The organism is Methylophilus sp., assembly GCF_052173275.1.
Classification (GTDB): domain Bacteria; phylum Pseudomonadota; class Gammaproteobacteria; order Burkholderiales; family Methylophilaceae; genus Methylophilus.
On record NZ_JBQMUL010000002.1, the window covers coordinates 1,287,711 to 1,306,181 of the forward strand.

Sequence of the window (18,471 nt, forward strand, 5' to 3'; positions counted from 1 at the left end):
TATGGTTAAGTCTGAATTAAGTAGTAATGAGCTGATACAACAAAAGCATATTGTCATGTTCGCTTATGATGGGTCAGGCGTGCTGGATGTCACAGGCCCACTAGATGTCTTCTCTACTGCAAACGCTATCTACGGGCAAGCGCTCTACAAAATCAGTATTGCAGCCCAGTGTAAAGAGCAACATATCCAAACTTCTTCGGCGATACGCCTGGTGTCGGATTTGGCATGGACAGATCCGCTGGATGCACACACCGTGTTTATCGCTGGTGGCCCTAGTGCCGAAGAAGCGCCAGACGAGTTGATCGACGCAGTTTCCTCTGTCCATGGAAAAGTCTCCAGGCTTTGCTCAGTGTGTACCGGCTCGTTTATTTTAGCCAAAGCAGGCTTGTTACATGGCAAAAGGGCAACGACCCACTGGGCGAGGGCTGAAAAGCTGAGTCAGCACTATCCCCCCATTGAAGTCATGGCGGATGCCATTCATACCAAGGATGGCGATATTTATACAGCGGCAGGGGTTACCGCGGGTATTGATCTGGCGTTAGCGTTGGTTGAAGAGGATTTCGGCAGAAAGCTCATGCTGGATGTCGCAAGAATGCTGGTCGTTTTTGGCAAACGCCCAGGTGGTCAATCGCAATTCAGTTCGCATCTGATCTCAGAGCTTTGTGAAAGCCGACTTTCAGCCGCCATCGACTGGATACGACAAAATTATAAAAATGAAATTGATACAGCCACGCTGGCTGACCGTGTTTCTATGAGTGCTCGAAATTTCGTAAGAGTGTTCAAGCAAGAATTGGGGATTACACCTACCAAGTTTTTAGAGAAAATCCGCTTGGAGGTCGCTGTCAGGTTACTGGAAGAATCCACAAAATCTATCGCCAGAATCAGTTCTGAATGTGGATTTAGTTCAGACGATCATTTTCGCCAAGCGTTTGCCAGGACATTCAAAGTGACGCCACAACAATATCAATCACGGTTTAAATAGTAGGTGAATAGTCAGTCCGAGACCTTTCATAAAGTAGGCCAAACTTTAATTTTGCAAAGTCATCGTCTTGGCGCTACTTTTCCAGCTTGTGCGTTCCCGTACATTTGTCTTTATAAGCCAACAGGCTCACATCAAAAGATTTTTTCCGTTCATTAAACCCATTGATCTTGTTATTTAACTGATCCAGCTGGGTTTTCAAACCTTCCAAGCTGTCATTGAAGGTGTTTTGTTTTGACTTTAGCTGCTGAGTTTTTTCTTTTAATGCAGATGAGTCCGCATTAAACTGAATAATGTCTTTATTGAACTGGTCGACTTGCTGGGTGATTTTTTTTGCGGCTGCAGCATCGACCTTTTTGCTGGTAAGCTTGGAGAGTTCTTGGCTTCTTTGAGAGAGCTTATCATTCAAAGCATTCATTTCAGAGATTTCTGATTGCACTTTGCTTGCTTCTTCCTCCAAAGCAAGCCTGGCATTCTGGTTTTCTTCCACCCTGTTGCCGGCGTTTAATACCTCTTCGTTGATCTGTCTGGTTTCAAGTTGAAAGTGATCAAATTGCTGCTTGATCGCTGCATCAGAGCCTATGCACTTTTCTAACTCTTCAAACGTGATGGTGTTCATGTTTTTCGTATCGACTCCCCACACGTGGGAAATGCCGGGCAGTCTGATTGTAGAGGGTTCAGGCGTTTCTTCGGCAACTGAACTGGCACTCGTCATCACGGCGATTGCTCCAAAAGTGACAGATAAAATGTAGGTCAGGGTTTTATGCATTTTTCTTTTCAACTGAATAAGGCGCTTCACGATTTTAATAAAAACCACGGTCAATTCAAATCATTATGAATCATTAGCCATCGCCGTGCCAACTCCACTTATGTTATGCCATTGAGGAACATCAAATGTTAGATCACATCTTTTTAACGGTTAGCGACACCGTGCGCGCAATCGCCTTTTATGAGCAGGTGCTACCGGTATTGGGCATAGGTTTGCGCCACGACTATGACGGCAAAGACGGCCCGGCCGGGCACCCTGACTTGAAAGGGTTCGGCGCAAAAGGACGCATGTTCTTTTGGTTACGACAGGGGCAGGCAGCATCTGGGGCTGTGCACATCGGGCTGGTGGCAGATTCGGAAGCAATGGTCGTGCAAGCTTTTGATGCTGCCCTGGCTCCTGGCGCGAGTGTTATTCACCCGCCAGGTCCGCAGCTGCATTACGATCCGCGTTATTACGCGGCCCAGGTCACAGACTTAGATGGCTATAGCCTGGAGTTTGTTTACAAAAGTTGGCAGCATGACCATTAGCATGGTCAATCAAGTGGCCATGACGGAGCCGGTTTTCATTACCAATGACTTAAATAGCCAGCGGTTTGGCCTGGCGGTATTGCACATCATCCAGTGTGATATCCATCCCGCCTAAACGGATGCCGAGTAATTCCAGCAGTGGGTCCAACAGCACCCTGCCTATCTCCGCCAGTAGCGGGCTCACGATGGAAGACAGTACATTGTTGATCAGCCCCAGGTTTAATATACTCAACACCGTCACGGTGAGTGTATTGGGTCTTCCCAGAGCATTTTCCAGGCTGCTGCCCAGCGGGCTGCTGACGGTTTGTGCCAAGGGCAGGTGATGCCTCACCGGGTGTGCGACGGTAAATTCAACGGTCTGCGCGCTGGAGGGTTGTAGCGGGAGATTGAGGCCGATATCCGCCAGCGGGATATTCAATAAAGTTGAGATTCTGGCCGGTTGTGTGCCGGCAATATTGGTCAGCGTCAGCGCTGCGATGCCCGGGGTAGCTTCAATAGTCACTTCGGTTTCACCGTCGTTGGTTTGAATGGTATGCAGGCTGGCGGACCCTTGTGCTACTTCGACCCCAAGTGCCAGGTCGATGCGGGCCAGCAATGGAATGTTGACCAGTACAGCCACATGCGCCCTGATCTGTGCCGTACGTGCGACAGTTCGTAAAGCGCCGCTTCCACAAGCCGGGCCTATGGCCAGTTGCGGTGGTTCGGTGACTGTCACCTGCGCATTGATACTGGTCAGCGAAGGGATGCTGATGCCCAAAGGCAGCGTGATGGCATTGGCGCCATTCGCGATCATGGCCGTGGTGGTAATGATGGATAATGCATTCAGCGCGACGGTGGCCGCAGCATTGGTGTCAGGTGTCGCCAAGGCCAGCACATCGCCCAGTTTAAGCGGCACATTTTTCACGACCATATTGGCAATGGTCTGTATGCCTGAAATCGCTTGCAGGTCCGCCACACTGTTTTGCGCGGCAGCGCTGGCGATCAGGTCGAGTAAATCGCCCACTTGCATATTGGTATTCAGCAACTCCTCCACCGTGCCAGCTTGCCCTGAAACTGCCAGAATATCGTGCAAGGTGACGGTGGTCGCTGCAATTCCGCGGTAAGTCAGCGCATCCAGATTGAGTGGCCCGCCCAGCATGCCGCCCAGCAGGCCGTTCAATAATACGGATTGCTGGCTGGAGAGGCTGGTTGTAAAACTACCCACGCTAAAAGTGGCTAAGAGCGGGTCAGACATCGATACCGCTTCTGCGTGTAACGTGACCGTATCGCCAAATAATCCGCCCGCTATCATGCTACTGGGCACCTCGTTGGTTGCCCTGATATAGACAGCGCCAGCACTGCCATCGGCCGTAAATTGGCGTATGCCCTGCACGGTATCCAGCCTGCCCAGCAGCACCTGGTTAGGGCTTGCCGAGAGCTGGCCCTCAAAGCCATTATTCACGGCGGCTTGTTGCGCGATTTGTGTGACACCCTGCTGGCTGGTATTACAAGCGAGATGGCGTGCGGTATGGATAGCGGTCATATCGGCGATGGATTGCAGTTTTTTCTGTTGCATCCACAGCCGCCCGCTATCCACTACCAGGGTAGTCAATAATATTGCCAGCAACAATACAAAGCTGCCAGCGAGACCAATCGCCCCGCGCTGGTAACGGTAGTTAGCGAGCGGTCCGCATCTCATGCTCAAAGAACTCCGGAATCGGTTTTTCAAAGCTCTTGAGATAGCGCGTATGTACTTTATCCATCACTTCGCCCGAGAATGGCTGTGCCTGGGCTGACGCTGATTTTCCCGAGCGTTGCAACTCCAGCCATTGCTGGGTCGGTGATTGTGTAGAAGGGGATTGCTGCGGCGCCGTCACAGATGGCACTGGCAGGCGCTGCACATCGTCCGCCAGGGCGGCAGACAGATTGAAAATGCCACTCAGCATGAGAATAAGAATAGGTTTCATGACGACTCCTTGCGCGGTTAGGGGGTAGCTTTGTTACTGGCTTGCGTCATTTTTTTCAGTTGCTGCATTTCATCCTCAACCAGGCCAAACTGCCTGGAAAATGCCTCTGCTTTAGCGATATCGCCTTGCTTGTAAAGCAGCAACACCAGGTTGTGGGCTGCCTGGCGGTAATCCGGTGCCAGTTCTACCGCAGTCAGGAATTCATGCAGGGCAGGGTCGTTCTGGCCTGCTTGCATCAGCACATAACCATAATCATTGCGTATGGTATGTTCAGTCGGCAGAGTATTGCTGGCTGCCTTGAGATAACGCAAAGCCTCCTGCAGGTTGCCGCCCTGGCTGGCGATCAGCCCCAGGCCACGGTAGGCGTGCCCGGAAACGCAACTGCTGGCCAGTTGTTCATAAATCACCTGTGCCTGCGGCGCGCGCCCGGTTTGACGCAAGGCATGCGCACGCAGTAATTCTGCACGCTCGCTTTTGACTTTGACGGCATCGAGATGCGCAAGGGCCGCGTGCGGTTTGCCTTCTGCCAGCATCTGCTGTATCAATGCCAGCCTGGTCGTTTCCTCGGGGGAAAGATCCGCGCAGGCCTTGTCAGCAACGGTTTTAATCGGTGGGGCTGCCTTTGTAATGCTGTCGGCGGCCATTGCATTTGGCAAACTGTGCATGCATAGCCATGCAAATGTCATGAATAGTGTGATTGATCTCATAAGCCGTTGACTCCTTTTAATGCTTTAGATAAGCCCATAAATCCCGGTCCGGCCAGGAATATCATCAACGCCGGGAACAAGAACAGAATCATGATCACCGTCATTTTGGCAGAAAGTTTGCTGACATATTCGCGCAGGTCAGATACCTGGCGCTGCTCGACCATGGTCGTATATTCCGCCAGCGAATCGCGGATATTGCCGCCATAGCGCGTCACCTGTTTTAGCATGGCGATGGTGTCGTTCAACTCCATCACCTCCAGTGGCGCTGCCATTTCATTTAGCGCATCTGCGCGGTCCTGCCCGGCCTGTATGCGTTTGATCACAAGATGTAATTCATCCGCCAGGTTGGGCAGCAGCGCCTGACCCTGTTGTTCTATGACCAATAAAATATGTTCCATCGACAGGCCCGCTTCAAACAGCATGCGCAGTAGATGCAAAAAGGGAATCACTTCTTTGCGGATGGTATCGCGCCGGTTTTGCGCTTTCCAGCGTAGTAATCGACGTACCATGACAAAGCTGGCGGCAAACGCAAACAGCAAGTGAAACAGCACATTGATAAAAGTATCCTGATTCGCGATCGCATAAGCGGCTGCCAACCCGCCCAGTAGCGCCGGTAGCACCCATGCAGTGAGCAGGAAAGTCATTTTTGCCTTGGCCCCGTGCCAGCCAGCCTGAATCAGCAGACGCTGTATTTCTTCCATTTCGCTGCGGGAAACCTTGTCCAGCAGCTCGTGCAACATTTCTTCCAGGTCCAGTGGCCCCAGCCGTGCAGAAATATGGATGCCCTCCTGCTGCAACGCTTCACGAAAACGGCGCTGGATATATCTGGGATGGCTGCCTTTCTGTGCGCCGTATAGCAATAGCCCTGCCGCCAGCAGCATCAACACAATCGAAATCGGCCATAGCAGACTCATCGCTACACGCTCCGCAGCATGCGCCAAAGAATAAATGCGCCTAGCCCTTGCAAGCCCAGTGCGGTCGTCAGCAAGGTTTTACCGGTGGCATCTTCCAGCAATATGCTCAGGTAGTTGGGGTTCATCACCATGATGTAAAGCGCGATGGCGAGCGGGGTCATGCCCAGCACCCAGGCCGACATTCTGGTTTCGCCGGTCATGGCGGCCAATTCCCGGCGCGCCAGTTCTTGCTGACGTACCATTTTGACCACGCTTTCCAGCATGTCACGCGGGCTGCCACCATACTGGTTGCTGATACGCATGGATAAGGCGATCAGGTTGAGTTCACGCAGATTATGCAGTTTGGCCGCCTCGGTCAGGTTCTCCACCATATCGGCGCCCAGATCTGCGGCGCGGGTGACGCGGTCCACGATATAACGCAAAGGCGGCAGTGACTCATTCGAGGCGAAGCGGATGGCACTTTCCAGGCTGCGGCCGGTACTCAGGCTGCGTAACAGCTGGTCAATAAACAATGGAATCTGCGCGATGGTTTGCGCCTGGCGACGACGCAAGCGGCTGTATGGCAATAAAAAACCAAATAAAAACAGGTTGGTGCCAACAATCAGTACCGCACCTGTCAAACCATAGATCAGCCAGCCTACCAGCCCTAACAGCAGCAATACCAGCGGGATCAGTAGCGCGTGTTTCTTTTGCAGCTCAAAACCGATATAAATAGACGCGCGCGTTAGCCACTGGTGCCATCGCGTCTGCTGCACTCCCGGAGCCACGCCGGCAACGGTGGTGCCATCAGGCAGTACTTCCCTGAAGTGACGTATCATACGCTCGCGTATGCGTGCCTGTTTGCTGTGCCTCAACATCCAGATGGCTAAAAACAGCATACCTGCCGGGAGCAACACAAACGGTATCAGCAGGGTATTCATGCCTGCCGCCTGAACGGTAAATTCTGCAATTTTCTGTTGCAGGGCTGCACACCTGGGTGCGCAAAACTGCCGCTGGCAGCGTCATAGGCATACAGCTCATTCAGTACAAAGTGACCATCACGTACCCCTGCAATTTCGGTGATGGACACCACTTTGCGTTGTCCGTTCGGCATGCGGGCAATCTGCACCACCAGCTCGATTGCGGCCGTGATCATTTTGCGCAAAGTGCCCTCGGTACCCTGGAACTTGGCCAGGCCAGCCAGCATCTCAAAGCGCAACATGGCATCTTCCGGGGTGTTGGCGTGCACAGTACTCATACAACCATCATGGCCGGTATTCATGGCCTGCAAGACGTCCATCACCTCTTCGCCACGCACCTCGCCCAGCACGATACGGTCTGGCCGCATACGCAGGGAGTTTTTCACCAGCTCGCGCGCCGTGATCTCGCCATTGCCATCAATATTGGAAGGCCGGGTCTCCAGCCTGACCACATGCTCGTGTTCCAGCTGCAATTCGGCCGCATCTTCAATGGTGACGATGCGTTCATTCGGCGGGATAAACCGGCTCAGCACATTCAGCAACGTGGTTTTGCCTGCACCGGTACCACCGCTCACGATCAGGTTGCAACGGCGCTCTACCGCTGTGGTGAGAAAGGTCAGCATTTCTTCGTCCAGCGTGCCATATTGCAACAGGTCAGCCGACAGTAATGGCTGCTTGCGGAATTTACGGATGGACAGGCAGGGGCCATCCAGCGCCAGCGGAGGAATAATGGCGTTGACACGGCTGCCATCGGGCAGCCTTGCATCGACCATGGGGCTGGCTTCATCAATGCGGCGTCCCAGATGGGCGAGGATACGCCGGATCACTCGCAACACATGCTCATCATCAATAAAGCGCAAGTTGGTGGTTTCCAGCCTGCCATCGCGTTCGATAAAGATCTTTTTGGGGCCGTTGACCAGGATATCGTTAATGCGGTCGTCCTTGATCAGACTCTCCAGCGGGCCATAGCCGGCCAGCTCATCGACGACTTCTTCGACCAGGTTGTCGAGGTCATAGCCGCTGATAGGCAAATGCCGGTCAGCCACATACACAATCACTTTCTCGCGTACATAGTCTGCGATGTCGTCACGAGCCAGGTCCAGCAAGCCCAGATGGTCGCGTTCGATTTCTGCGATCAGGTGCTGATGCAGTTGAAACTTCAACTCCTGGAAGTCTTGTGCCTGTTTCAGGCCGTAATCAAATCCACCTAGTTGAAAGTTCATCATGCTGCCTTTAGGATTTTTCATGTGCCGGGATCATGGTCGAGATCAGCTTGTGCAGCAGGCCAGGTTTCTTTTCTGCAGGTGCCGCCTGGCCGTCGACCAGTTTTTCAGCCAGTTTGCGCACACTGATGCTGTACGGATCATTGGCGGATAGCTCAAACATGCTTTCACCCGAGTTCATGGTGGCCAGGCGCGCCATGCCTGAGGATGACAAGGTGGAAAGCAGCGGCAGGCCAAATGATTGCGCGATGCTCTCGGCGTCGGGAGGCATTTTCGACAGGTAGCGATCAACCACCACGCCGGTGTTCACCAGTGAAACTTTCTCTTCACGCAAATGTTTGACCAACTGCATGTTCTGCCGGCAACTAGGCACACTTTGTTCTACCAGCAGGACGATCTGATCTACATTGCCCAGCAGCAGGAGCAGGAAATCCGAATCGACCATACCGCCAAGGTTAAGTACTATCCTGGAGAAATGCCGGCGCAAGCTGCGTAACAACACGCAGACATCTGCGGCGGTGAATTGGGCGCCAGTCCACGAATCTTCAGGCATGGACAATACGGTGAGGCCGCTCTTATGCCGACCAAAACCGGTCTGTATCAGGGTGGAATCGATACGGCGTAAACTGCGGATAGCGTCAATAAAACTATAGGATGAAGTCAGCCCCAGATAGAGCATGGCGTCGCCATGCGGTACGCCCAGGTCAAGCAGCAGGGTGGGTTCAGTCTCCTGGATCGCCAGCGCCAGGTGCAGCGCCAGCATGGGTGAGTCACTGCCTGGTCGCGCACTGATCACCGAAGTGATCTTGCCGTTCTGGTCATTTTGCGTGGCTTGCAAACCGCCATCACGGGGCGTCAGGCGTTTGACTTCTGCCACCACCTCACTTGCCCGGCTGCCGCTTTTGATAAAATCGCGTGCGCCCAGGCGGATCACGGTCAACAGCAGGTTCTGGTCAAAGGAGTCTGCCACCACAATCACCGGCAAAAATGGCTTGGCGGCAATAATGCCCTCTATCAGTAACGCTTCCTGCCTGTAGTCAGCCGGGTTCAGCTGTACAAAAATGATAGAGGCACCAATCGCATCCGCGAGTTGTATCACGCGCTCGGTCGAGGGCGAATCTGCAGGGATCAGGTCGCCTTCATCTCTCAGCGATTGACCTAACCATTGCAGGCATTCCTGGCTGTGGGTAATGGCAATAAAGCAGTTGCGTTCGCTCATGGGTTACCTCGAAAAGCCGGTTGCAGGGATGCCGGTATCCGGCTTGGGCCCTTTTTGAAAGAACAGGTCACTGAAACTGGGGTTATATTCACGCAGGTTGCCGCCCGGCATTGCAGGCAGCGCCGCATCCTTGGCGATAGGCCGTACCAGGTGAGGGGTGACTATCATCAGTAATTCTTTATCCTCGCGATCAAAGCGGGTAGAACGGAAAAAAGCACCGATGATAGGCAGGTTGCCCAGCCCGGGAAACTTGTCCACGTTTTGCAGCGTGTTACGGCTGACCAGCCCACTGATGACGAAGCTTTCGCCGTCACCCAGTGATACGCTGGTGTCGGTTCTGCGCACGCGCAGGCCAGGCACAGCAACGCCGCCGCTTTGCACCGCGTTGGTAAAGTCAATTTCGCTGACTTCAGGTGACACTTTCAGGTAGATTCTGTTGCTATCCAGTACGGTAGGGGTCAGCATCAGGCGCACACCATATTCTTTATAGCGGATGGTGACCGTACTGTCGCCACCGGCCCCTGCGCGAATAGGCACCGGATATTCACCCCCGGCCAGGAAGCTGGCGCTCTGGCCGGAAAGGGCAGTCAGGCTGGGTTCTGCCAGCGTATAGGCAAATCCGTTTTGCTCAAGAATACTGAGTGTGCCTAGCAAGCCGCGGCTGGCATTGCCCGCCACAAAGTTGAATGCACTCGCCGCCGGTAAAAATCCGGAAGCACTGTCCAGCGTGAAGCCGTTGCCTTCATTGCGCACACCGCTGAGGTTGCCGGGACCACCAATACCAAGCGTGGTGTTGCCGCTGTTTTTACCCAGGAAAAACCCGGCACGCATCATATTCTGGCGGCTCACTTCTACCACCTTGATATCAATTTGAACCTGGTTGCTAAAGCTATTGATGGTGGCATCGATAGGGGTCGGTTTAGGGTCTATCGCCCGTGCCGCCAAGGCGTGCTCCTCCAGGGAATCCACCTCGCCAGAAATCGCGACTTGGTTGCCTGCCGGCTGTACCTTGATGGATTTTGAAAACTGCAAACGCTGCTTTTCAAGCGCTGTGTTCACACTCACGGCTACTTTTAATTGCCTGGCTGGCGCGGCTGCTTTTTCACTCTCCCAGATGGCGATTTCTGTCACCCCGGCTTGTTTGCCGGTGATCAGGATATTGCGTGAAGTCAGCATGCTGATACTTAGCATCTCCGGGTTGCCTACCGCTATGCGCTTGACCGGTTTGGCATTCACATATACCTGCTGCTCGCCAATTGTCAGGCGCAGTGTATTGGCCTCTTCGGCTTGCGCAACTAGCGTAAGGCCACATAGGCAGCTGAAAAGCATGCAGCAGATAAACTTCAAATCTGACATGATCGACCTTTGGTTTCCATGATTACTTCGCGACATCAATCACCTCTGTTTTTTCACCACGGTGCACGATCACACGCGCTTGTTTGGGCGCAGGTGAGGCTGGGGCCTTGTTTACGGTGACCTGGCTAACCGCAACCGGCCTGGCGGCGGATGCCTGGGAAACTTCTCCCAGGCGGATCAACTGGTTCTGCGCTGGTGCAGTAGTGCTGGTGTCAGGCAATGCCTCACCTCGTAAAGCCAAACGCAAACTGCCTGTGCTGTCTGCCAGCATCAGCTTTGCCATCTCGTGTGCCGGTACCGCCAGGATGGCAGAACGACTTTCTTTCGCATTTTTGTCAGACCGGCTGCCGGTGCCCAGTTTGCCAGGCGCGGATGGCGTTAATGCTGCGTCCTGGCTGGCTTCCGTTTCGGCGGTGAGTGTGCCGTAGGCCAGCACTTTGACATTGGTGAGCACGACCTGTGCAGAACTTACCTCACCGGTTTCACGCTCCTGGCGCAAGTACAGCAATACATCGACACGGTCGCCAGGCTTGATAAATCCGCCTACACCTATCACCTCGTTGACCTTGATGGCGACTGCACGCTCGTTGGCTGCCAATGCCTGCCCCAGCGCGCTGTGAACGGGGAAGTGGGAAGCATTGAATGGCGCACCTTTAATGATAGGGGTGGCCATTGCCTTGCCAACCAGCGCCTGCGTGTCGTTGAACGCATGTGAGTCGAAGTGCGGGGTGGTGGCCGTCTCCAGGTCTTCCATGACCAGCACATGTCCGGCGGCAAGCGTGTTTTTCGCGATCACTTGTGTGTAGCTCGGCATTACGACTGCCACGCTGGCGGCCGGTTTTTTCTGGCTCAGCCGATAGCCGACATAAGCGGTCACGACGGCAGCGATCACCATCAATATTGCCAGTATGCGCAAAAATGTACTGTTCACAGTGCCTAATCCTTTACTGAATACATTTAAAGTTCGATCACTGCTTTGCCCGCCAGATCGGCCGGCACTTTGGGGATCTGGCCGATGATGGGCAAGGTCAGCATAGGGATCAACGGATCAGCGGCATAACCGCTGTAAACAACGCTGACTGTCAGCTGGTTGCCGCTCATGCTCAGTTGCACCCGGCTGTTACCAGCGCCCAGTACTTTGTCTTTGGGCTTTGCTGGTAACCAATTCAGCGCGTCGCCCACCACACTGCGTACCTTGGGGTCTACACCACTGCTGAGGTAAGCCAGGTTATTGGCAAACGCCAGGCGGTCTACCGCGATGGCCGCGCGCGCGCCTTCTTCTGCCGCGTGGGCAAAAGCAGATTGCATCAGCATCACCATGGCGTAGTTGACCATGGCATAAAACAGCGCAAAAAACAGCATGAATAGCATCATGAATTCGATGGCTACGGCGCCCTGTTGTGGCTGTAAACCTTGCAGACGGCGAGTGTTTCGTTTGGTGATCATCATTTGGTTATTCCTATTGCCATTAGCAGGCCCACGCTCAGGGCAGCGCCAAACGGCAACCACTTTCTGCGGGTGAGAGGTCGTGCGCGTAACCGGGTAACAAGGAAGCAAACTGCGCCTAAGGTCACTGCAAGAAAGGCTGCAATGACAAAGGCAAACAGCGTGAAATAGCCACCACTCACCAGAGCAATCGCCAGCAATAATTTGACATCGCCAGCACCCAGCAGGCGGGCGGCATAGGCGGGTAGTGTCAATAGCAGGCTAATGGCTGCCCCAAGTGCGGCAGATTGCACAGTGGCATTGAGCATGGAATGGCTGGTAATCAGCAGCCAGCAGAGGGCGATCAGGCACATCCCTAAACTCAGGCTATTCGGGATGCGTCTGGCATGCATGTCGGTCAGAATGACACACAGGCACCAGGCAACCACAACCATTTCTGCGATAGTCATACTATGCATGCTGTGATTGATTCCCAGAGGCTACTGGCTATGTCATGGCGCTAAACAGTACCCAGTGCAGTCGAGATTCGATCGAATATATCTTTGATCGCGTCATTAATCGGTGTGATAAAGCTGATAAGCGCAATCGCAACCATGGCTGCAATCAATGCATACTCGATGGCGCTGGCACCTTCTTCGTCAGAAATGAAGTTTACAAAAGCTGTTTTGATCGAATTTAACATCTGGATTCCCCGAGAAATTGGTTTACGAGGTATTGTTAAATACCCCCATTCATACAATTTTGAAAAAAGTCAGTACTCGTAAGGTACTTTGATCGGCAAGCAAAAGTGGAACCCTGAAAAACGACACTTTGCTACTTTTTTTCTGCCCGAGCATATATTGCTCTCAATGTAATTAGCAACTTGCGTGCCATGAATGTAAATATTCGTCAAAAACGAGGTAACTAATTGATTTAAATATATTTTGTTTAAATTTTATTGGGAGTTCGCCACAGTAATGGCATGCGCGTGTTCACATATTTTGTCTCAAACATGACAAATTATGACAATGCATCCCATTTTTTGTGGCGTGGGGACGGTTGTTTATTTGACTTGATTCACTATTTGCCACTCCGCGCGGTTACGGCCGTGCTCTTTTGCGCGATACAGGCATTTATCTGCTGCTTCTACAAACTGTTGCATGTCGCCGTGCGGGGTAGGCAATATCGTGGCGATGCCCATAGAGATAGTGACGATCTCATGCGGGGATTGTGCGTGTGGAATCGTAAGTTTACGGATGGCGTTCAGCATGTTGTCGCTGATGTGTTGCGCCTCGTTTAACGAGGTGTGAAAAAGCACCACGGCAAATTCTTCGCCACCATAACGGGTGACGGAGTCGCCCGCGCGACGTGCACAACCGTCCAGTGCCTGCGCCACCTGACGCAAGCAGTCATCTCCTGCCTGGTGGCCATAGTTGTCATTGAATTTTTTGAAAAAATCCACATCCACCATCATCAGTGACAGCGGTACTTTAGAGCGGCAGGCCTGCGCCCAATGATTGGTAAAATTGACATCAAAGCTCCGCCGGTTACCAATGCCGGTCAGCTTGTCCTCCCAAGATGCCTGCTCTGACGAGACTTGTTTCAGCAGAACGTCGATCAATATCTTGCGCACCTCGCTGGCCGATGCCGACAAGGCCGCACCCACCACGACCAGCATCACCATTACCATGTGCAAGGTTTCAAAATCCAGGAACGGTGTCGCCAGCAGGAGTGGCACGTATACGCCAGCGGCAAAGGCAAAAAAGATAGGCAAGAACACGACCAGCCGTGGCAGCGCCACAATCACGCCGATGAGCATGATGATCAGAATGGCCGCTTTGCTTGGCCGGCTTAATAAAGGCAGCGCGATCGAGAGCGCACCCCAGCCCAGCCCGGCAAACGCAGCGGCGGTGACATGGCGGTTGATCCGCGCCAATTCGGCACTGATATTGGCAGAAGCAAAATCCAGGCGTCCCAGCCACCAGTGCCAGGCATGGGCCACCAGCAACCAGGCATACCATGCGCATCCATAAATAATCCCGATATCCCAGGCCAGCATCGCTGCGGCAATAAAGCCACTGAACAGCACGATTAACTTGCTGCTATTTTTACCGCGGTAGACATGACGCAACTCTTCGCAGGCAAGCGCATGCGGATCGAATTCCAGGTTCTTGATAGCATTTTCTCTTGTTTTTTTGATCAAAATCCAATCCTGTTCTTATAGGCTTTTAAAGGTGGGCGACGATTTTCTGACGGGGTAAAATAAATTGAAGATGATTCCCGATATGTTAAGGATTGTGGTTATTATGCTGCATTTTTTAAGGCTATGCCTGTCACCCTGTGAGAATTGAAGGTTATTCTTTTATATAGCTTGAATGATGCGCCTATGCTTCAAATCCATGCTGCCAGGTGCGGTGCCGCTTGAGGTGCTTGCCTGATCTGCGTTGTGTGCGTTGAGTGATGAGACAAAAGCTTGAGTGCCGGTGCTGCAACGGGCGGTATCGGTGGCAGTCGGGGAGATGTTTGCTGTGCGGCTGATACACTATGCGTTGGCTCAGTTATTCAAGGCAAATCACCTTGCACAGTGCCGTGAAGGGCTGATATCCGCATGGAAAAATATGTTGCAGGCCAGATCCCGCTTAGTTTGGCGTATCGTTATTTAAGCGACTGGGAGATGCTTATGAGACGAAAGAATGACTGATTCAGGCATTGAACGTGAGCGACCATTACACGAGTTAGCCTATCACTTGCAATCATCATGCAGTGGTCTATGGTATGACAAGATAGTCATCACCGGTGTTGATTAATGACAGGCTAATGCTGATGCCAGCTTATCGGCCGCGTTTTTGTAATACCGTGGGCCCTTCCAGCACGGTGCGTACTTTTTTGGCGAGGTCTGTCATTTTGTATGGCTTGGTCAGCACTTCAAATTCTACGCCCTGATCCTGCTCTTTATCGGGTGATCCGGCATAACCGGTGGTCAGTAGTACTGGTAAGTTAGGAATCAGTTTGCGTAATTCTCTTGCCAGCAAAATACCGTTGATGCCGCCCGGCATGATGATGTCAGAAAACAGCAATTGGGGTGGCTGGTTTTTTTCTATCAGCTTTTTGGTGGTGTTGATGGCTTCGGTTGCACTATTAGACACAATCACTTCATAACCCAGCGTCAATAGCATTTCCATCGCCAGTTCAGAGACTTCCGGCCTGTCATCCACCACCAATACAGTTTCTTTGCCGCCACGGTCGATCGGGCTTTTGCCTGCGGCAAGGTCAGGGTGACGCGTCTGGTCAGTCGCCTTGAAGTACATACGCACTGTGGTGCCTACATCCAGCTCTGAATAAATCGTGGCGGTACCACCGGATTGTTTGGCAAAGCCATACACCATGGAAAGGCCCAGGCCAGTGCCTTTGCCTTCTTCTTTGGTAGTGAAAAACGGGTCCATGACACGATTCAATATTTCTGGCGGAATACCGGTACCGGTGTCAGTGATGGCGATAGAGACATAACGTCCTGGTGGCAAACCCGCATAGGCGCTGATATCTTGCGGCGTCACAATGACATTTTCAGTAATGAGTGTGACTTTGCCGCCTTTAGGCATGGCATCGCGCGCATTGACCAGCACATTGATCATGCAGGCTTCCAGCTGGGTAGGGTCCAGCTGGCAGTTATACAGGTCAGGCTCGAGTTCACGTTGCAGGGAGATCTCATGCCCCAAGGTTTTGAGTACCAGGTCACTGATGCCTTGCGCGACGTTGTTCAGGTTAACAATACGGCCTTCCAGGCGTTGCTTGCGGGCAAAAGCCAGCAACTGCTGCGTCAGTGCCGAGGCTTTGGTCACTGCGCTACGTATGCTGTCCAGGCCACGCAGGATAGTGGCGTCATCGGCTTGTTGTCTGCTGATTTTCAGGTTAAGGATATCAACATGGCCAGACATTACTTGCAGAAAGTTATTAAAGTCATGCGAAATGCCGCCTGTCAGCTGGCCCAGTGCTTCCATTTTCTGTGCTTGCGTCAAGGCATCTTCAGCGTCGCGGCGGCGGCTCACATCCAGTTGCGAGGCAAAGTAATACACCAGTTCTTTTTTCTTGTTATATACCGGCGAAATGAACAAGGCATTCCAGAACGAAGAGCCGTCCTTGCGGTAATTGAGGATCTCTGTAGTGATTTCGGTGCGTGAAGCGATCGCCTCACGTATCGAAGTCACTGTATGCGGGTCAGTGTCCGGCCCTTGCAGAAAGCGACAGTTATGGCCGAAGATTTCCTCCGCCGTGTACCCGCTCATAGAGATAAACGCCTTATTCGCAAACACGATAGGATTATCTGGCTGCCTGGGGTCAGTCACCAGCATGGGCATGCGCGTGCTTTCAATCGCCGCAAAAAAGATGTCGTCTTTATGCTCGGTGATCGCGTCGTTGTGATATTCGGTGACTTCGATAGTAGCGCCTTGCGAATGCGAAGGCTTTTCTGGGTGTTTGCTCATAAAATTTATTAGTATTTATTGCGGTAATTATTGATGGATATTTGTATTATTTATTCAATTAATCAATGGCTTGCGTATATTAATACTTGATTTTTGTAAATATCAGCGTCGGTATATTACAGATAAAGCCGCTATTTTTCTGTCAGAAGCGGTGGACTATAAGTCGTGAATACGCGACTATAAATAACGCAGTTATCAATATGCACTTACCGATAAAGACCCGGTATATTTTCCAAAGTTCGGCGCAGAGTCTGCCCGGCGCCATCCGCTTAAATTCTTACAACGCTTTCAGCCGTTAGCTGATAAAGGTTTCCTGCACCTGTCTTTATGATGCATTCACATTGGCGAATATGCCAAGAGTTGATATAGCAAATGACCTGGAACAAGGAGATAAAAAATGGCAACAGACCCCAAAAGTGTGATCGAAGGCGCAGGTAAAAACCCTGCCAATGACCATGATCTCAACCTTAACAGAAGTAATGACGGAAACACTGGCAGCCCGCCGACCACCCCAGAGATTGAGCCCGGCAAGATTCCAGGTGTTGATCCAGAGAAAGACCCGGCCATTGAACCGGAAATCGAGCCCGGGAAAATTCTGGATGACAGTTTGATTCCGCATAAGTCAGTGTAGTGATTTGCTGAGAAAAATACGCTGGCACTTTATGGCAAGTGTCAGATATTTAGTCATCCTCACATAGCGCCAGTTAACAAAGTGCTAGTTAGAAAGACTCATCTTGATTGCTGAGTCTTTTTTAATGCCTGCCAAATTTTAATAAACATGAATTCAAGTCCGACAAATCCTACACCATTTGCAGCGCCTCTCTGATAAACCCTGACACGCAATCTCATTAATCTACAAGCGTTGATGCCACCTGTGGAAACCATACTGGATCCCTCGCCTGGTTGTCAGCAATGCGGTGGCTCTCAACAGGCCGCCATATTTATGCCCATCAATGATTTCTGATGCTAAATAAAGGGATTACATATGATCATCAACCAGGTAATGAGCAAGGATGTTTTGATTGCAGCGCCAGACGAAACCCTTAAATTTGCAGCACTCATCATGGAGCAACATGATTATGACGCGCTGCCCATTTGTGAACACAATCGGTTGATAGGCATGCTGAGTGTGAGTGACATTGCAGTGAAAGCACTGGCTAACGGCCTGTCACTCGATGAAATCAAGATTTCGCAATGCATGACATTTGAAGCCCAATACGTGTTCTCTGATCAATCGACTGAACATGCGATTCAGTTTATGGCTGAACATCAGCTACGCAGATTGTTGGTGCTGGATCGCGGCTATCACCTAGTGGGGATCGTGTCGCTGGATGATCTGGCCATCACCAACAAAATCAAGGGGATCTTCGCCGTCAAACAACAACTCACTTCAATGGCTTGCTAATAATGAAAAAAATCACGCTGACTCTAGTGCTGGCTTTCGCCACCTGTTGCTATGCACATGCCGATACACTGGGCTTTGCAGTGGGTAGTTATGATTTTGACGGTTCCAATTCAGCCACCGATTTCAGGCTGGATTATGAATACGATACTTCAGTATGGCTGGATGACCTCAAGCCGTGGGTTGGTGTGCAGGCCACGACCGATGGCACCGTGTGGCTAGGTGGCGGCCTGCTATACGATTGGCAATTTGCTGATAGTTGGCATCTGAAGCCTGGGGTCGGCGTGGGTTATTACAGCCGCGGCAGCAGTGACCTTGATTTAGGTCACCCGGTGGAGTTTCGTACCCAGCTCGAAGTCGCCAAAGACATCAACCCGAACAACAGCCTGGGCCTGGCGGTCAGTCATTTATCTAACGCCAACCTGGATAGCATCAACCCCGGTGTAGAGGTAGTGAGCCTGTATTGGCACTACCGGTTTTAGTGGTGGCAGCTCAACCTGATTCCACACATTAAGCACTGGTGTTGCAAATCCATCATTTAGTAAGGCGTTATGTGATGTTTTG

At 52.0% G+C, this 18,471-nt stretch carries 20 protein-coding genes; 5 read left to right on the plus strand and 15 right to left on the minus strand.

Annotated features, from left to right (window positions below; translation table 11 throughout):
* The first annotated feature begins 1 nt into the window (after position 1).
* Positions 2 to 982 carry a GlxA family transcriptional regulator gene (locus ACTS9Y_RS07620; RefSeq protein WP_442585349.1) on the plus strand — a complete coding sequence of 327 codons (981 nt, stop codon included), beginning with the start codon at positions 2 to 4 and terminating at the stop codon, positions 980 to 982.
* Between the two features lie 73 nt (positions 983 to 1,055).
* Here ACTS9Y_RS07620 and ACTS9Y_RS07625 read toward each other — a convergent pair whose 3' ends face one another.
* Positions 1,056 to 1,796, minus strand: coding sequence for a hypothetical protein (locus ACTS9Y_RS07625; protein WP_442586923.1), 741 nt, complete (start codon positions 1,794 to 1,796; stop codon positions 1,056 to 1,058).
* A 77-nt stretch (positions 1,797 to 1,873) separates the two neighbouring features.
* Here ACTS9Y_RS07625 and ACTS9Y_RS07630 point away from each other — a divergent pair, with 77 nt between their 5' ends.
* On the plus strand, positions 1,874 to 2,275 hold the full coding sequence (locus ACTS9Y_RS07630; RefSeq protein ID WP_442585350.1) for a VOC family protein: 402 nt from the start codon (positions 1,874 to 1,876) through the stop codon (positions 2,273 to 2,275).
* Between the two features lie 49 nt (positions 2,276 to 2,324).
* Here the strand turns inward: ACTS9Y_RS07630 and ACTS9Y_RS07635 are convergent, their stop codons facing one another.
* From ACTS9Y_RS07635 to ACTS9Y_RS07700, 14 genes are all read right to left on the minus strand, one after another.
* Positions 2,325 to 3,953: a TadG family pilus assembly protein gene (locus tag ACTS9Y_RS07635; RefSeq protein WP_442585351.1), complete on the minus strand. Its 1,629-nt coding sequence runs from the start codon at positions 3,951 to 3,953 to the stop codon at positions 2,325 to 2,327.
* Entirely contained in the window at positions 3,931 to 4,221 is a 291-nt protein-coding gene (locus ACTS9Y_RS07640; RefSeq protein WP_442585352.1) for a DUF3613 domain-containing protein, read from the minus strand. The genes ACTS9Y_RS07635 and ACTS9Y_RS07640 overlap by 23 nt, the downstream gene beginning before the upstream one ends.
* A gap of 17 nt (positions 4,222 to 4,238) precedes the next feature.
* Entirely contained in the window at positions 4,239 to 4,928 is a 690-nt protein-coding gene (locus ACTS9Y_RS07645) for a tetratricopeptide repeat protein (RefSeq protein WP_442585353.1), read from the minus strand.
* Positions 4,925 to 5,842 carry a type II secretion system F family protein gene (locus ACTS9Y_RS07650; protein WP_442585354.1) on the minus strand — a complete coding sequence of 306 codons (918 nt, stop codon included), beginning with the start codon at positions 5,840 to 5,842 and terminating at the stop codon, positions 4,925 to 4,927. Before ACTS9Y_RS07650 ends, ACTS9Y_RS07645 begins: the two co-directional genes overlap by 4 nt.
* A gap of 2 nt (positions 5,843 to 5,844) precedes the next feature.
* Entirely contained in the window at positions 5,845 to 6,762 is a 918-nt protein-coding gene (locus ACTS9Y_RS07655) for a type II secretion system F family protein (protein WP_442585355.1), read from the minus strand.
* A complete protein-coding gene (locus ACTS9Y_RS07660) occupies positions 6,759 to 8,048 on the minus strand; it encodes a CpaF family protein (RefSeq protein ID WP_442585356.1) in 1,290 nt (429 codons plus the stop codon). The genes ACTS9Y_RS07655 and ACTS9Y_RS07660 overlap by 4 nt, the downstream gene beginning before the upstream one ends.
* Positions 8,035 to 9,243 (minus strand): AAA family ATPase, encoded by a 1,209-nt coding sequence (locus tag ACTS9Y_RS07665; RefSeq protein WP_442585357.1) that lies wholly within the window; start codon positions 9,241 to 9,243, stop codon positions 8,035 to 8,037. Before ACTS9Y_RS07665 ends, ACTS9Y_RS07660 begins: the two co-directional genes overlap by 14 nt.
* 3 nt (positions 9,244 to 9,246) lie before the next feature.
* The gene (locus ACTS9Y_RS07670; protein WP_442585358.1) at positions 9,247 to 10,599 is read right to left on the minus strand and encodes a type II and III secretion system protein family protein; all 1,353 of its coding nucleotides are present in this window, start codon (positions 10,597 to 10,599) and stop codon (positions 9,247 to 9,249) included.
* Positions 10,600 to 10,621: 22 nt separating this feature from the next.
* On the minus strand, positions 10,622 to 11,530 hold the full coding sequence (cpaB, locus tag ACTS9Y_RS07675; RefSeq protein ID WP_442585359.1) for a Flp pilus assembly protein CpaB: 909 nt from the start codon (positions 11,528 to 11,530) through the stop codon (positions 10,622 to 10,624).
* A gap of 26 nt (positions 11,531 to 11,556) precedes the next feature.
* On the minus strand, positions 11,557 to 12,048 hold the full coding sequence (locus tag ACTS9Y_RS07680; protein WP_442585360.1) for a TadE/TadG family type IV pilus assembly protein: 492 nt from the start codon (positions 12,046 to 12,048) through the stop codon (positions 11,557 to 11,559).
* Positions 12,045 to 12,494: a prepilin peptidase gene (locus tag ACTS9Y_RS07685; protein ID WP_442585361.1), complete on the minus strand. Its 450-nt coding sequence runs from the start codon at positions 12,492 to 12,494 to the stop codon at positions 12,045 to 12,047. The genes ACTS9Y_RS07680 and ACTS9Y_RS07685 overlap by 4 nt, the downstream gene beginning before the upstream one ends.
* Positions 12,495 to 12,544: 50 nt before the next feature.
* A complete protein-coding gene (locus tag ACTS9Y_RS07690) occupies positions 12,545 to 12,727 on the minus strand; it encodes a Flp family type IVb pilin (RefSeq protein ID WP_442585362.1) in 183 nt (60 codons plus the stop codon).
* A gap of 360 nt (positions 12,728 to 13,087) precedes the next feature.
* The gene (locus ACTS9Y_RS07695) at positions 13,088 to 14,227 is read right to left on the minus strand and encodes a diguanylate cyclase domain-containing protein (RefSeq protein WP_442585363.1); all 1,140 of its coding nucleotides are present in this window, start codon (positions 14,225 to 14,227) and stop codon (positions 13,088 to 13,090) included.
* A gap of 628 nt (positions 14,228 to 14,855) precedes the next feature.
* Positions 14,856 to 16,505 (minus strand): histidine kinase famiy protein, encoded by a 1,650-nt coding sequence (locus ACTS9Y_RS07700; RefSeq protein ID WP_442585364.1) that lies wholly within the window; start codon positions 16,503 to 16,505, stop codon positions 14,856 to 14,858.
* 397 nt (positions 16,506 to 16,902) lie between these two features.
* Between ACTS9Y_RS07700 and ACTS9Y_RS07705 the strand changes: the two genes are divergently transcribed.
* The 3 genes from ACTS9Y_RS07705 (at position 16,903) to ACTS9Y_RS07715 (ending at position 18,389) form a co-directional block, all read left to right on the plus strand.
* A complete protein-coding gene (locus ACTS9Y_RS07705) occupies positions 16,903 to 17,136 on the plus strand; it encodes a hypothetical protein (RefSeq protein ID WP_442585365.1) in 234 nt (77 codons plus the stop codon).
* A 354-nt stretch (positions 17,137 to 17,490) separates the two neighbouring features.
* A complete protein-coding gene (locus ACTS9Y_RS07710) occupies positions 17,491 to 17,910 on the plus strand; it encodes a CBS domain-containing protein (protein WP_442585366.1) in 420 nt (139 codons plus the stop codon).
* 2 nt (positions 17,911 to 17,912) lie between these two features.
* Complete coding sequence (locus ACTS9Y_RS07715) at positions 17,913 to 18,389, plus strand: acyloxyacyl hydrolase (protein WP_442585367.1); 477 nt, start codon at positions 17,913 to 17,915, stop codon at positions 18,387 to 18,389.
* Positions 18,390 to 18,471: the final 82 nt, after the last annotated feature.

What these genes read in the sequence shown, in the direction of transcription:
- ACTS9Y_RS07685 (WP_442585361.1), bottom strand. Translation starts at nt 12,494, where the DNA reads ATGACTATCGCAGAAATGGTTGTGGTTGCCTGGTGCCTGTGTGTCATT.
- ACTS9Y_RS07620 (WP_442585349.1), top strand. Translation starts at nt 2, where the DNA reads ATGGTTAAGTCTGAATTAAGTAGTAATGAGCTGATACAACAAAAGCAT.
- ACTS9Y_RS07715 (WP_442585367.1), top strand. Translation starts at nt 17,913, where the DNA reads ATGAAAAAAATCACGCTGACTCTAGTGCTGGCTTTCGCCACCTGTTGC.
- ACTS9Y_RS07705 (WP_442585365.1), top strand. Translation starts at nt 16,903, where the DNA reads ATGGCAACAGACCCCAAAAGTGTGATCGAAGGCGCAGGTAAAAACCCT.
- ACTS9Y_RS07640 (WP_442585352.1), bottom strand. Translation starts at nt 4,221, where the DNA reads ATGAAACCTATTCTTATTCTCATGCTGAGTGGCATTTTCAATCTGTCT.
- ACTS9Y_RS07645 (WP_442585353.1), bottom strand. Translation starts at nt 4,928, where the DNA reads ATGAGATCAATCACACTATTCATGACATTTGCATGGCTATGCATGCAC.
- ACTS9Y_RS07690 (WP_442585362.1), bottom strand. Translation starts at nt 12,727, where the DNA reads ATGTTAAATTCGATCAAAACAGCTTTTGTAAACTTCATTTCTGACGAA.
- ACTS9Y_RS07700 (WP_442585364.1), bottom strand. Translation starts at nt 16,505, where the DNA reads ATGAGCAAACACCCAGAAAAGCCTTCGCATTCGCAAGGCGCTACTATC.
- ACTS9Y_RS07630 (WP_442585350.1), top strand. Translation starts at nt 1,874, where the DNA reads ATGTTAGATCACATCTTTTTAACGGTTAGCGACACCGTGCGCGCAATC.
- ACTS9Y_RS07655 (WP_442585355.1), bottom strand. Translation starts at nt 6,762, where the DNA reads ATGAATACCCTGCTGATACCGTTTGTGTTGCTCCCGGCAGGTATGCTG.
- ACTS9Y_RS07670 (WP_442585358.1), bottom strand. Translation starts at nt 10,599, where the DNA reads ATGTCAGATTTGAAGTTTATCTGCTGCATGCTTTTCAGCTGCCTATGT.
- ACTS9Y_RS07635 (WP_442585351.1), bottom strand. Translation starts at nt 3,953, where the DNA reads ATGAGATGCGGACCGCTCGCTAACTACCGTTACCAGCGCGGGGCGATT.
- ACTS9Y_RS07660 (WP_442585356.1), bottom strand. Translation starts at nt 8,048, where the DNA reads ATGAAAAATCCTAAAGGCAGCATGATGAACTTTCAACTAGGTGGATTT.
- ACTS9Y_RS07665 (WP_442585357.1), bottom strand. Translation starts at nt 9,243, where the DNA reads ATGAGCGAACGCAACTGCTTTATTGCCATTACCCACAGCCAGGAATGC.
- ACTS9Y_RS07650 (WP_442585354.1), bottom strand. Translation starts at nt 5,842, where the DNA reads ATGAGTCTGCTATGGCCGATTTCGATTGTGTTGATGCTGCTGGCGGCA.
- ACTS9Y_RS07710 (WP_442585366.1), top strand. Translation starts at nt 17,491, where the DNA reads ATGATCATCAACCAGGTAATGAGCAAGGATGTTTTGATTGCAGCGCCA.
- ACTS9Y_RS07680 (WP_442585360.1), bottom strand. Translation starts at nt 12,048, where the DNA reads ATGATGATCACCAAACGAAACACTCGCCGTCTGCAAGGTTTACAGCCA.